Below are 13,192 nucleotides of genomic sequence, written 5' to 3'. Positions count from 1 at the left end.
ATGGGCCGGGCTCGGGAACAGGGTCGGTGCTCCCGCCGGAGCATCGCTGCTCCGGACCCGGAGCACTGCTGCTCCGGACACGGAACGACCTTCCGGTGCTCCGTGAGCGCTCACATTAGCGCTCGCTCCCGGCATCCGCCACCCCTTTCGCGGCGGCGTGGAACCCGGTAGCGTTTCTGTCAGGTGAGCGCTCACTTTCGTGACGGCCCGCTTCGGTTCCCGTCCGTGGCCCCACCCGCTCCCCGCACGAACCGCACTGCCACGATCGAAGGAGATCCATGCCCCGCACACACCTCGTCCTCGACGCCGCGTTCACCGTGGGGCCGGTGCGACGTCGCCTGTTCGGCGGGTTCGTCGAGCACCTCGGCCGCCACGTCTACGACGGCATCCACGAGCCCACCCACGAGACCGCCGACGAGCACGGCTTCCGCAAGGACGTCGTCGAACTCGTCAAGGAACTCGGCGTCTCCGCCATCCGCTACCCCGGTGGCAACTTCGTCTCCGGCTACAAGTGGGAGGACGGCGTCGGCCCCGTCGAGCAGCGCCCCCGCCGCCTCGACCTCGCCTGGCACTCGACGGAGACGAACGAGGTCGGCCTGCACGAGTTCCAGCACTGGCTCGACCAGGTCGGCTCGGAGCTCATGCTCGCCGTGAACCTCGGCACCCGCGGCACGCAGGAGGCGATCGAGCTCCTCGAGTACGCGAACATCGACGCCGGCACCGCACTGTCCGAATACCGTCGTTCGAACGGTCGCCAGGAACCCTTCGCCATCAAGATGTGGTGCCTCGGCAACGAGATGGACGGCCCGTGGCAGCTCGGCCACAAGAACGCCGACGACTACGGCAAGCTCGCCGCGATGACCGCCAAGGCCATGCGGCAGATCCAGCCCGACCTCGAGCTCGTCGCCTGCGGTTCCTCGGGGGCGTCGATGCCGACGTTCGGCGAGTGGGAGCGCACCGTCCTCGAGCACACCTACGACGACGTCGACTACATCTCCGCGCACGCCTACTACGAGGAGGACGACGACCTGCCGTCGTTCCTCGCCTCGGGCGCCAACATGGACCACTTCATCAAGACGGTCACCACGGCCGCCGACCACGTCCAGGCGCAGAAGAAGTCCGACAAGCGCATCGACATCTCGTTCGACGAGTGGAACGTCTGGTCGATCAAGAAGTGGGAGGCGAAGGCCAAGACCTTCACGCTCGACGAGTGGCCCGTCGCCCCGCGTCTGCTCGAGGACGTCTACACCGTCGCCGACGCCGTCGTCGTGGGTGGCCTGCTCATCTCGCTGCTCCGCCACGCCGACCGCGTCGCCTCGGCCTCGCTCGCCCAGCTCGTCAACGTGATCGGCCCGATCATGACCGAGCCCGGTGGCCCGGCCTGGCGCCAGACGACCTTCTTCCCGTTCTCGGTCACCTCGCGCCTGGCGCAGGGCACCTCGCTGCAGGTCAAGGCCTCGGGTGACACGGTCGACGGTGGCAAGCACGGTGAGGTCCCGGTCGTGGACTCCGCCGCCACCGTGTCCGAGGACGGCAAGGCAGCGGTCTTCCTGATCAACCGCCACCCGTCCGAGCCGACCACGGTGACGATCGACCTGGCCGGCATCGGTGCGACGGGCGACGTCCACGCCGAGGGTGTCTGGGACGACGACCTGCACGCCGTGAACGACCTGAAGAACACCTCGCGCGTGGGGCTCCGCACGAACGAGTCGGTCCGCCGCGAGGGCGACACCGTCACGATCGAGCTCCCGCCGGTCTCCTGGACCGCCGTCTCGATCGGCTGACAGAACGCCTCGGCGCACGCCACGGCGGGCGTCGAGTGAGCACAGAGGACGTCGGGCGCTCGCGCCCGACGTCCTCTGCGCGTTGCGCGTGCGCGGCGGGCCGGGCGCGAGTTCACGGGGTGGGCGACACCTCACGGGGTGACGGGCGCGTGGACTGTCGCTGGGCCCGTGACGTGCCCGCGCGGCGGCCGGGAGGCCCGTGGCGGCCTGGCACCGGGCCTCCCGACCGGCGCGTGGTGACTCCACGGCCTGGGCGACACCTCACGGGAACGCGCGCGCGTGGACTGTCGCTGAGCGCGAAACGCGCCGCGCCTCGCGCGCGGCCGTCAGCGCGCCGGCGGCGCCGCCGTGCTCGCCCGCTCGACGAGCCGCACCGGCACCAGGTCGGCCGCGACGCTGACGCGCTCGCCGTCGATCTGGGCGAGCAGGTTCGCGACCGCTCGGCGGCCGACCTCGTCGAAGGACTGGTGCACGGTGGTCAGCGGCGGCCAGAACGAGTCGGACTCGGGGGAGTCGTCGAACCCCACCACGCTCAGCGACGACGGCACAGGGCGACCGGACTCGTGTGCTGCGCGCAGGACCCCGAGGGCGGTCTGGTCGTTCGCGGCGAACACCGCGGTGATCTCCGGCCGTGCGGCGATCTCGAGCCCGGCCTCGTAGCCGTGCTCGGTCGTCCAGCCGCCGCGGAACACCGGGGGGACCGGTCGACCGGCGCGCGTCAGGGTGTCCTGCCACGCGGCGAGGCGTCGGGCGGCCGAGTACGACGACTCCGGCCCGGCGACGTGCCAGACGGTCTCGTGCCCGAGGTCGAGCAGGTGCTGCGTGGCCTGCCGGGCGCCGTCGGCCTGGTCGGTGTCGATCGCGGGGTGGTCGGTGCTGCCCGTGGAGTCGATGATGACCATGGGCACGCCGTCGGGCAGCACGACCTCGGCGGTGTCGATGATGTGCGACTCGATGATGATCACGACGCCGTCGACGGCCTGTTCGTGCAGGCGCGAGAACGCGGAGCGGACGCCGGCCTCGGTGCGCGAGGCCATGGGCAGCAGGGTGATCGTGAAGTCGGCGACCCCGGCGGCGTCGGCGATCGCCTCGAGCGTGCGCATGTTGCCGAAGGAAGCGAGCGTGAACATGATCACGCCGATGGTGCGGAAGCGGCCGGAGCGCAGGGCGCGGGCGGCACGGTTGGGCCGGTAGCCGAGAGACTCCATCGCGCGCTGGACGCGGTCGCGGGTCTCCGGGCTGACGTTGTCGAAGCCCCGGGCGACGCGTGAGACCGTCTGCATGGACACCCCGGCGGCGTCGGCCACGGCGGCCATCGAGGGGGCGCGGCGGGTGCCGGCGGGGGACTCCATCGTCACGCTGGCGCTCCTTCCGGATCGAGGGGCCGAGCGGTCGGCCTCCCCGGACGCTAGCGCATGTTGACGTTGCCATGCTATCGTCGCGTCGTTCGATGTTGACGTCAACATCGGTGACCGCCCGGACACCCTGATCCGGCCCGGGCCGAGCCGCCGACATCGACCACCCGAACGCAGCAGACGAAGGAGTCACATGAGCACGCTCGCAGCGCGCCCCGGTGAGGCAGCACCGCGCCCCACCGCCGAGCGCCCCGCCGGCCGCCGCCCCAAGCCGCGGGGACGGTTCACCGGATGGCTGTTCGTCGGCCCGTTCGTCGTCGTCCTGGTCCTGATGCTCATCGTGCCGATCGGCTACGCGCTCTGGCTCAGCCTGTTCCGCGACCAGCTCATCGGCGGCAACCAGTTCGTCTGGTTCGCCAACTACGTGCAGCTCTTCCAGGACGCCAAGTTCTGGTCCGGGTTCGGTCGGGTCGCGATCTTCCTGGTCGTCCAGGTGCCGATCATGCTCGGCCTCGCGCTCGTCGCCGCCCTGGCCCTGGACAGCGCCCGACTGTGGGGGACGAGCTTCTTCCGCATCGCGGTGTTCCTGCCCTACGCCGTCCCCGGGGTCGTCGCGGCCCTGATCTGGGGCTTCATCTACGGCAACCAGTTCGGTCTGACGGGCGCCGCGAACGACGCGCTCGGCATCGACCTGCTGCAGCCGTTCAGCCCGAGCTGGGTCCTGACGTCGATCGGCAACGTGGTCACGTGGGAGTTCCTCGGCTACAACATGCTGATCTTCTACGCGGCACTCCGCACCGTCCCCGGTGAGCTGTACGAGGCGGCCGAGCTCGACGGTGCCGGCCCGATGCGCACGGTCTTCTCGATCAAGCTCCCGGCGCTCCGCGGCCCGATGGTGATCGCCACGATCTTCTCGATCATCGGCAGCTTCCAGCTCTTCAACGAGCCGAACCTGCTCAAGACGCTCGCCCCGAACGTCATCGGCAGCGCCTTCACCCCGAACATGTACGCCTACTCGCTGTCCTTCAGCGGTCAGCAGTTCAACTACTCCGCCACGGTCGCGATCGTGATGGGCGTGATCACCGCGGTGATCGCCTACGTCGTCCAGGTCCGCGGCACCCGCGAGGAGAACCGATGAGCACCATCCAGCACCCCTCCGGGCCCGCAGCGGCCACGGTGACCGAGGCGACCACGACGCAACGTGCGCCGCGCACCCGCTCGATCCGCGCCTCCAGGCAGCTCCGCACCGCGGAAGGCGGACGCAAGCCGAAGCGTTCCGGCCTGCTCACCGCGGTCATGGTCGTCTTCGTCGTGTACTCGTTCGCGCCGCTGTTCTACCTGCTCGTGAACAGCACGAAGACGCAGGCGTCGCTGCTCTCCACGTTCGGTCTGTGGTTCGGCGGGGACTTCAACCTCTGGCAGAACATCGTCGACACGCTGACGTACAACGACGGCATCTTCCTGCAGTGGTTCGGCAACACGCTGCTCTACGTCGTCGTCGGTGCCGGCGGGGCCACCCTGCTCGCCACCGTCGCGGGCTACGGCATGGCGAAGTTCCAGTTCCCCGGTCGCCGCGCGGTCTTCGCCGTCGTCCTCGGTGCCATCGCGGTCCCCGGCACGGCCCTGGCGGTCCCGACCTTCCTGCTGTTCTCGCAGGTCGGCCTGACCAACACCCCGTGGGCGATCATCCTGCCCTCGCTGATCAGCCCGTTCGGCATGTACCTGATCTGGACCTACGCGGTCGACGCGATCCCGGCCGAACTGCTCGAGGCCGCCCGCATGGACGGTGCCGGTGAGTTCCGGATCTTCTTCACGATCGCGCTCCGCCTGCTCGCGCCCGGTGTCGTCACCGTCCTGCTGTTCGCGGTCGTCGCCACCTGGAACAACTACTTTCTGCCGCTCATCATGCTGAGCGACCCGAAGTGGTACCCGCTGACGGTCGGCCTGAACCAGTGGAACGCGCAGGCCACCGGGTCCGGCGCGCAGCCGATCTACAACCTCGTCGTCACGGGATCGCTCCTCACGATCATCCCGATCGTGGTCGCGTTCCTCTTCCTCCAGCGCTTCTGGCAGTCCGGTCTCGCGGCCGGGTCGGTCAAGGCCTGATCCCTCGGACACCAGGCCCGTGGCGACCCCGCCACGCGCCGACCGGTCCGGCACACAGCAGCACCACCCCCTCCACGAAGAAGTGAAAGGCACTCCCATGAACAAGCGTCTCCGGCGCGGGCTCAGCGCCCTCGCCATCGGCGTCACCGCCGCGATCGCCCTCGCCGCGTGCGCCTCCGGCGGCTCCGGCTCCGGTGGATCGGCCGACGACATCGACAAGGCCCTGCAGGACGGTGGCACCCTGACCTACTGGTCGTGGACCCCGTCGGCGAAGGCCCAGGTCGCCGCGTTCGAGAAGCAGTACCCCAAGGTGAAGGTCAAGCTCGTCAACGCCGGCACCGGTGCCGACCAGTACACGAAGCTGCAGAACACGATCAAGGCCGGCTCGGGCGCCCCCGACGTCGCCCAGGTCGAGTACTACGCCCTGCCGCAGTTCGCGCTGTCCGAGTCGCTGCTCGACCTGTCGAGCTACGGCTTCGACTCGCTCGAGAAGGACTTCGCGAAGAGCACCTGGAGCTCGGTGTCGATCGACGGCAAGGTCTACGGCCTGCCGCAGGACTCCGGCCCCATGGCGCTGTTCTACAACAAGAAGGTCTTCGACAAGCACGGCATCGCCGTGCCGAAGACGTGGGACGAGTACGTCACCGCGGCCAAGAAGCTGCACGAGGCAGACCCGAAGGCCTACATCGCGGCGGACTCCGGCGACGCCGGCTTCACCACGAGCATGATCGCCCAGGCCGGCGGCACCCCCTTCACCACCGACGGTGACAAGGTGACCATCAACCTGCAGGACGAGGGCACCAAGAAGTGGACGAGCACCTGGAACGAGCTCGTCGAGCAGGGCCTGCTGTCGAAGACGGTCGGCTGGACCGACGACTGGTACAAGCAGCTCGGCAACGGTGAGATCGCCACGATGATCACCGGTGCCTGGATGCCCGGCAACCTGGAGTCCGGCGTCGCCCAGGCCTCGGGTGACTGGCGCGTCGCCCCGATGCCGACCTACGACGGTGGCACCGCCCAGACCGCGAACAACGGCGGCAGCGCCCAGGTCGTCATGAAGCAGTCGAAGAACCCGGCCCTCGCCGCGGGCTTCCTCAAGTGGCTGAACTCCTCGAAGGAGTCCACGAAGGTCTTCATGGAGTCCGGCGGCTTCCCGTCGACCACCGCTGACCTCGACTCGTCGGCGTTCCTCGACGAGAAGCCGGAGTACTTCGGCGGCCAGCAGATCAACAAGGTGCTCGTCGACGCGTCGAAGTCCTCGGACAACGACTTCACCTACCTGCCGTACCAGGTGTACGCGAACAGCGTCTACGCCGACACCGTCGGTCAGGCGTACGAGAACGGCACCTCGCTCGACGCCGGCCTCGAGGCCTGGCAGAAGGCCCTCGCCAAGTACGGCAAGGACCAGGGCTTCACGGTCTCGTCGAAGTAGTTCGACAGCATCCCCGCGGGGCCGTGCGGACACGTCCGCACGGCCCCGCTCCACGCCCGGCCTGGCTCCACGCCCGGCCTGGCTCCACGCCCGGCCCGGCTCGACGCCCGGCCCGGCCGGCAACGAAAGAACCACACCATGCGCTTCGCCATCGGCGACACCGACTTCCTGCTCGACGGCGAGCCGCACCGGGTCCTCTCCGGCGCGATCCACTACTTCCGCGTGCACCCCGACCTGTGGGCCGACCGGATCCGCAAGGCGAAGCTGATGGGCCTCAACACCATCGAGACCTACGTCGCCTGGAACGCACACGCGCCGTCGCCCGGGGTGTTCGACCTGTCGGGTGGCCTGGACCTCGGCCGCTTCCTCGACCTCGTCGCCGCCGAGGGCATGCACGCCATCGTCCGCCCCGGCCCCTACATCTGCGCCGAGTGGACGAACGGCGGGCTGCCGTACTGGTTGTTCGCAGACGGTTCCGTGGGCGTCCGGCGCAACGAGCCCGGGTTCCTCGCAGCGGTCCGGACGTACCTGCAGCACCTGGCCCCCGTGCTGGTCCCGCGGCAGATCGACCAGGGCGGGCCCATCGTCCTGGTGCAGGTCGAGAACGAGTACGGCGCCTACGGCTCCGACCCCGAGTACCTGCGCGCACTCGAGCAGATGCACCGCGACATCGGGCTGACCGTCCCCTTCACGAGCGTCGACCAGCCGATGGGCACGATGCTCGAGGACGGCTCCCTGCCCTCGCTGCACAAGACCGGTTCGTTCGGCTCACGCTCCGCCGCCCGGCTCGAGCGCCTGCGGCAGGCGCAGCCCACCGGACCCCTGATGTGCTCGGAGTTCTGGGACGGCTGGTTCGACAGCTGGGGCGAGCACCACCACACCACGCCGGCGTCCGCCAGTGCCGAGGACCTGGACGTCCTGCTCGCCGCCGGCGGCTCGGTGAACATCTACATGTTCCACGGCGGTACGAACTTCGGCTTCACGAACGGCGCGAACGACAAGGGCGTCTACCGCCCGATCGCGACGTCGTACGACTACGACGCCCCGCTCGACGAGGCCGGTCGGCCGACGTCGAAGTTCCACGCGTTCCGCTCGGTGATCGCGCGCTACGCGCCCGTCCCGCCGCTGCCCGCGACGATGGAGCCGGGTGGATCGGGTCGCCTCGGTCCCGCGGTCGCGTCCGGCGACGGCCTGGAGGCCCGGATCACCCACGCCACGGACCTCGCCGTCCGTCTGGACCGCGTCGCGTCGCTCCGTTCCCTGCTGCCCACGCTCACGGCGTGGTCCGCGCACGACGAGCCGCCGACCTTCGACGCCCTCGGGGCCGCGAGCGGCTTCGTCGCCTACCGCGCCGAGGTCGACCTGCCCACCGGAGGGGTGCTGACCGTCGGCACCGAGGTGCGCGACCGAGCGATCGTGTCGGCCGACGGTGTCGTCGTCGGGGTCCTGGAGCGTGAGCACCACGACCGAGCCATCGCTCTGCCGCCGGTGACCGGCACGCTCGAGCTCCTCGTCGAGGACCAGGGCCGCGTCGACTACGGCATCCGCATCGGCGAGCCGAAGGGCCTGATCGGCGGCGTCTCGATCGACGGCGTCCCGGTCGCCCGGTGGACGGCATCGCCGCTCGCCCTCGACCCCGTCGCACCCGCCGCCGTGACCGCGCTGTCCGAGGTCGCTCCGACCGGTGGTGACGTGCTCGCCGGACCGACGTTCGCAGCTGGCTCGTTCGACCTCGACACCGTGGACGACCGGTACCTGTCGCTCGACGGGTTCCGGAAGGGTGTCGCCTGGGTCAACGGGTTCTGCCTCGGTCGGTACTGGTCGCGGGGCCCGCAGCGGACCCTGGCGATCCCGGGGCCGGTGCTCCGCCACGGTCGCAACGAGCTCGTCGTGCTCGAACTGCACGCCGCCGCTTCCCGTACCGCGTGCCTGCTCGTCGAGCCCGACCTGGGCCACACCGAGGCCTAGTCGCGCCGCCTGGTCGAATCGGGCGTACCTGGTCGAATCGGGCGTACCTGGTCGGAAGTTTCGACCAGGTACGCCCGATTCTGCTCTCCTTTGCGGGCGTTGTGGGAAGGATCAGTCGGCGTCGAGGGCGTCCAGGTCGGCGAGGGCCTGCTCGGCATCGGCGATCCGGTCGGCCTCTGGGCGGCTCCACCACTCGGGGCCGCGTTCGCCCAGGCCGTGCTTGGCCACGCCGTTCCGGTGCCGCGCCGCCGCCAGGGCCTCGTCGTCGCCCGCGCGCTTCGCGGTCTTCACGGCGTTGCGCCCGCGCCCCAGGTGGGAGCGGAGTGCGGCGGCGAGCTCCTCGGGCAGGGCGGGGTCGGTGCGGCGCCAGCGTCGGCCGTCCACGACGAAGAAGTGGTCGTCGGGTTCAGCGGTCATGGTCCGAGTCTGCACCGTCGGTGGTGCCGGGTAGACACGAGCCGATGAGCCACGAACGCGTCCGCCCGATGCTCGACGTCCGACGCATCTACGCCGAGCCGGCCGCGCTCGAACTGCAGCGCGGGCAGGAGATCGTCGGGCGCTGGCCGGACGCCGAGATCGTCCCGGTCGAGTCGCACTGGAACATCCCCGAGGTGCACGGCGACGAACGGAACGTCCAGCGCTGGGTGCGGATCAAGACCGAGGCGCTCGTGCTCGGCGTGAAGAAGTCACTGGTGACCCGGCCGAACGGTCGCTCCGCCGACTTCATCGCACCGTCCACCGCGAACGGCTGCGCGATGGCGTGCGCCTACTGCTACGTGCCGCGTCGCAAGGGCTACAGCAACCCCGTGACGGTGTTCGCGAACATCGACCAGATCACCAAGCACGTGGCTCGGAACATCGCCAAGCAGGGGCCGAAGACCGAACCGAACCAGTGCGACCCGGAAGCCTGGGTCTACGACATCGGCGAGAACAGCGACTGCTCGGTCGACGCGATGATCAGCGACAACGTCCGCGACCTCTGCGACCTGTTCCGGATGACCCCGACGGCCAAGGCCTCGTTCGCCACGAAGTACGTCAACCGCGACCTGCTCGACTGGGACCCGATTGGCCGGACCCGGATCCGCTTCTCGCTGATGCCGCACGAGACCGCGAAGGTCACCGACATCCGCACGAGCCCGATCGCCGAGCGCATCGCCGCGGTGAACGACTTCGTCGACGCCGGGTACGAGGTCCACCTGAACTTCTCGCCGGTCATCCTCACGCCGACGTGGGAGTCGGACTGGGCCGAGCTGCTCCGGCAGGTCGACGACGTGCTGTCCCCGGCCGCCAAGGCGCAGCTCGCTGCCGAGGTGATCTTCCTGACCCACAACCAGCCCCTGCACGAGGTCAACCTCGGGTGGCATCCCAAGGCCGAAGACCTGCTGTGGCGTCCCGACCTGCAGGAGCAGAAGGTGTCCCAGAACGGTGCCGTGAACGTGCGCTACCGGTCCGGCATGAAGGGGCAGCTCGTCGAGCGCTTCCGCGAGCTCGTGGCCGAGCACCTGCCGTCGTGCCGGATCCGGTACGCCTTCTGATCGGCGACCTCCCCGATCAGGGGATGAGCCGGTCCGCCCGGTACCGGGCGAACAGGTCAGCGAAGGCCTGTTCGGTCCGGCGGAACGCCGTGAACCCGGCGTCGCGGCTCTTCCCCATGTCGGTGACGACCTCCATCGCTCGACCGAGGTCGGCGTCGGTGTGCCACCACGAGGCGAGCCGGGTGATGTCAGCCTCGGCGAGACCGTGGCGCTCGGCGATGCCGGCCCACTCGGACTCGTACGGCGCCATCTGCTCCTCGAGCGGTCGCGGAGCGTCCTCGTAGCCCACCACGCGCGCGGGGTCGACACCGAGGTGCGCGGCCAGGCGCGGCCACATCCAGCGCCACCGGAAGACGTCACCGTTGACGATGTTGAACGGCTCGTCCGCACCCTCGGGTGACGTCGAGGCCCACACCATGTGCTCGGCGAGGATGCCGGCGTCGGTCATGTCGGTCAGGCCGTTCCACTGCGCTTCACTTCCCGGGAACACGAAGTCCAGGTCGAGTTCCTTCGCCAGCGTGGCCTGCACGGCGAGTGTGAGGCCCATGTTCATGGCGTTCCCGACGGCGTGTCCGATCACGGTGTGGGAGCGGTGCACCGACCAGGTGAACCCCTGGCGCTCGGCGGCTGCGAAGAGCTCGTCCTCTTGCGCGTAGTAGAAGTTCGGGGTGTCGAGGCGCGGCTCCTCCTCGTGGAAGGGTGTGTCGGGCATCTCGCCGGCGGCGTACGCCTCGAACGGGCCCAGGTAGTGCTTCAGGCCGGTGACGAGGGCGACGTGCTCGAGCGGAGCGTGCGACAGTGCCGCGAGCAGGTCGCGGACCATGCCGCCGTTCACGCGGATGTTCTCCGCCTCGGTGTCCTGCCGCTGCCAGGCGGTGAAGAAGACGTGGGTCGGGTGCTCGTCGGCGAGTGCGGCCGTCAGGCTCTCCGGGTCGCGCAGGTCGGCCGCGACGGTCCGGACGCCCTGTTCGGCGAGCGGTCGGCGGGAGAGTGCCGTCACGTCCCAGCCGAGGTCGAGCAGGTGGCGCACCAAGGCGGAACCGGTGATGCCACTGGCTCCGACGACCAGGGCTTCGCGGCGGGCAGGGGTCGGTTCGGTCGATCCGGTTGCAGTCATCCCTCGATGCAACTCACGTTGGACGACACGTGTTCCCTCAACGCGGACGGCGGATGCGGATCGGACCCTTGGCGGTCGACGGGTCGACGACGGACCCGCCCTGGGTGATCTCGACCTCGCCGCGCGCGACCATGCGGCGGGCGGCTCGACGCGCGGGCTCCATCAGCGGTCGCCAGTCGTCCGGGTCCAGCGAGCGTGCCACCTCGGACGGGCAGATGCTCGAGGTCCGCGCCCGTGCCGCGAGCAGTTCGTCGATGCGCTGCTCCAGAGCCCGGTCGGTGTCGTCGAGACCGTGTCGACGGCAGGCTCCGGAACACCACTTCGCCTCCGGCGCCGCCGACGACGGCATCCGTCGCCCGCACGAGGCGCAGGTGCGCTCGACGTGTGCCGACTCCGACGCCGACGCATCGGCTTCCGTCCTGATCGCCCGTCCCATGGCCCCATCCTCGTCCTGCCCGGCAGGGCGGTGCACAGCGACCACGCACGCGGTCCAGGTGCGCCTGGCAGCATCGGAGCGGTGAACCCCGACACCGTCCCCGCCCGTCCGTCCGAGCCGGCCTGGGTCCAGCACGTGATGTGGTGGCACGTCTACCCGCTCGGCTTCGTCGGCGCCGAGGTCCGTCCGACGGCACAGGTGGGGGAGCGTCCGCTCGAACACCGCCTCGACCGCCTGACCGCATGGCTCGACCACGTCGTCGACCTCGGCCTGAACGGGCTGTTGCTCGGCCCGGTGTTCGCGAGCTCGACCCACGGGTACGACACGGTCGACCACTTCCGCATCGACCCGCGCCTGGGCGACGACGCCGACTTCGACGCCCTGGTCGACGCAGCGCACGAGCGGGGCGTGCGGGTGCTGCTGGACGGGGTGTTCAACCACGTCGGCCGTGAGCACCCGGCCTTCCGCGCCTTGTCCGACCACGGCCCGGAGGCGCCGACCGCCGACCTGTTCGCCATCGACTGGTCCGGGTGGCAGCCGGGGGAGCCCGTGCCCGTCGGGCTGTTCGAGGGCCACGACATCCTCGTCGCGCTCGACCACGACAGCCGCGCCACCGAGGACCTCGCGGTGCAGGTCATGACGCACTGGCTGGACCGCGGGGTCGACGGCTGGCGGCTCGACGCGGCGTACGCGGTGCCACCGGCGTTCTGGGCGCGGGTGCTGCCGCGGGTGCGGGAGCGGTTCCCGGACGCCTGGTTCAGCGGCGAGGTGATCCACGGTGACGCGGCGGCGATCGCACGCGACTCGACGATGGACTCGCTGACCCAGTACGAGCTGTGGCAGGGGATCTGGCACGGCATCGCGGACCGCAACGGTCACGAGCTCGCGCACGCGATCGAGCGGCACGACGCGCTGTTGGCCACCTTCGCCCCGACGACGTTCGTCGGCAACCACGACGTCACCCGGATCGCGAGCGCGGTGGGGGAGCGGTTCGCCGGGCACGCCGCCGCGGTGCTGTTCACAGTGGCGGGGACCCCGGTGGTCTACGCGGGCGACGAGTACGGCTGGACCGGGGTGAAGGAGGAACGCGAGGGCGGCGACGACGCGGTCCGCCCGGAGTTCCCGGCCGAGGTGCCGGCGCCGACGGACCTGACCCACGCGTACGAGGCGCTCATCGCCCTGCGTCGCCGGAACCCGTGGCTGCACCGCGCGCACACCGACGTCGTACACCTGACCAACACCGCCGTGGTGCTGCGGACCGCGACGGCGGACGCCGCCGTGGTGACCGCCCTGAACCTGTCGGACGATCCCGTCGAGGTGCCCGTGGCCGACGCGACGCAGGTCGAGGCGGGCGGGGCCGATCTCGGGGACGGGACCCTGCGCCTCCCGGCCGGGGGTTGGGCAGTCCTGTCGCGATCGTGAGCAGAAACGGTCGGGTCCCCATCGAGGACCCGACCGT

The 13,192-nt window shown here is 70.2% G+C and carries 11 protein-coding genes; 7 read left to right on the top strand and 4 right to left on the bottom strand.

Annotated elements, in window-relative coordinates:
* Positions 1-278 precede the first annotated feature (278 nt).
* Positions 279-1,784 (top strand): alpha-N-arabinofuranosidase, encoded by a 1,506-nt coding sequence (locus HQQ79_RS13675; RefSeq protein ID WP_173034955.1) that lies wholly within the window; start codon positions 279-281, stop codon positions 1,782-1,784.
* Between the two features lie 326 nt (positions 1,785-2,110).
* Here HQQ79_RS13675 and HQQ79_RS13670 read toward each other — a convergent pair whose 3' ends face one another.
* Entirely contained in the window at positions 2,111-3,136 is a 1,026-nt protein-coding gene (locus HQQ79_RS13670) for a LacI family DNA-binding transcriptional regulator (RefSeq protein ID WP_035808788.1), read from the bottom strand.
* A gap of 196 nt (positions 3,137-3,332) precedes the next feature.
* On the opposite strand from HQQ79_RS13670, the gene HQQ79_RS13665 reads away from it, so the two are divergent.
* The 4 genes from HQQ79_RS13665 (at position 3,333) to HQQ79_RS13650 (ending at position 8,645) form a co-directional block, all read left to right on the top strand.
* On the top strand, positions 3,333-4,277 hold the full coding sequence (locus HQQ79_RS13665) for a carbohydrate ABC transporter permease (RefSeq protein WP_027466150.1): 945 nt from the start codon (positions 3,333-3,335) through the stop codon (positions 4,275-4,277).
* Between the two features lie 158 nt (positions 4,278-4,435).
* The gene (locus HQQ79_RS13660; protein ID WP_071261973.1) at positions 4,436-5,245 is read left to right on the top strand and encodes a carbohydrate ABC transporter permease; all 810 of its coding nucleotides are present in this window, start codon (positions 4,436-4,438) and stop codon (positions 5,243-5,245) included.
* Between the two features lie 97 nt (positions 5,246-5,342).
* Entirely contained in the window at positions 5,343-6,677 is a 1,335-nt protein-coding gene (locus HQQ79_RS13655) for a sugar ABC transporter substrate-binding protein (RefSeq protein ID WP_173034953.1), read from the top strand.
* 138 nt (positions 6,678-6,815) lie between these two features.
* Positions 6,816-8,645, top strand: coding sequence for a beta-galactosidase family protein (locus HQQ79_RS13650; RefSeq protein WP_173034951.1), 1,830 nt, complete (start codon positions 6,816-6,818; stop codon positions 8,643-8,645).
* A 111-nt stretch (positions 8,646-8,756) separates the two neighbouring features.
* Here HQQ79_RS13650 and HQQ79_RS13645 read toward each other — a convergent pair whose 3' ends face one another.
* On the bottom strand, positions 8,757-9,062 hold the full coding sequence (locus tag HQQ79_RS13645) for a biopolymer transporter Tol (protein WP_173034949.1): 306 nt from the start codon (positions 9,060-9,062) through the stop codon (positions 8,757-8,759).
* Between the two features lie 44 nt (positions 9,063-9,106).
* Between HQQ79_RS13645 and HQQ79_RS13640 the strand changes: the two genes are divergently transcribed.
* A complete protein-coding gene (locus HQQ79_RS13640) occupies positions 9,107-10,180 on the top strand; it encodes a spore photoproduct lyase family protein (RefSeq protein ID WP_173034947.1) in 1,074 nt (357 codons plus the stop codon).
* A 16-nt stretch (positions 10,181-10,196) separates the two neighbouring features.
* Here HQQ79_RS13640 and HQQ79_RS13635 read toward each other — a convergent pair whose 3' ends face one another.
* Entirely contained in the window at positions 10,197-11,297 is a 1,101-nt protein-coding gene (locus HQQ79_RS13635; protein ID WP_111104290.1) for an SDR family oxidoreductase, read from the bottom strand.
* 37 nt (positions 11,298-11,334) lie between these two features.
* Positions 11,335-11,733, bottom strand: coding sequence for a DUF3253 domain-containing protein (locus HQQ79_RS13630; protein ID WP_111057637.1), 399 nt, complete (start codon positions 11,731-11,733; stop codon positions 11,335-11,337).
* 81 nt (positions 11,734-11,814) lie between these two features.
* Here HQQ79_RS13630 and HQQ79_RS13625 point away from each other — a divergent pair, with 81 nt between their 5' ends.
* Entirely contained in the window at positions 11,815-13,155 is a 1,341-nt protein-coding gene (locus tag HQQ79_RS13625; RefSeq protein WP_367948101.1) for an alpha-amylase family glycosyl hydrolase, read from the top strand.
* Positions 13,156-13,192: the final 37 nt, after the last annotated feature.

Source organism: Curtobacterium sp. VKM Ac-2852 (assembly GCF_013205045.1).
Classification (GTDB): domain Bacteria; phylum Actinomycetota; class Actinomycetes; order Actinomycetales; family Microbacteriaceae; genus Curtobacterium; species Curtobacterium flaccumfaciens.
The sequence above is the reverse complement of the archived record's forward strand: the minus strand, read 5'-3'. Positions and strand labels throughout refer to the sequence as shown.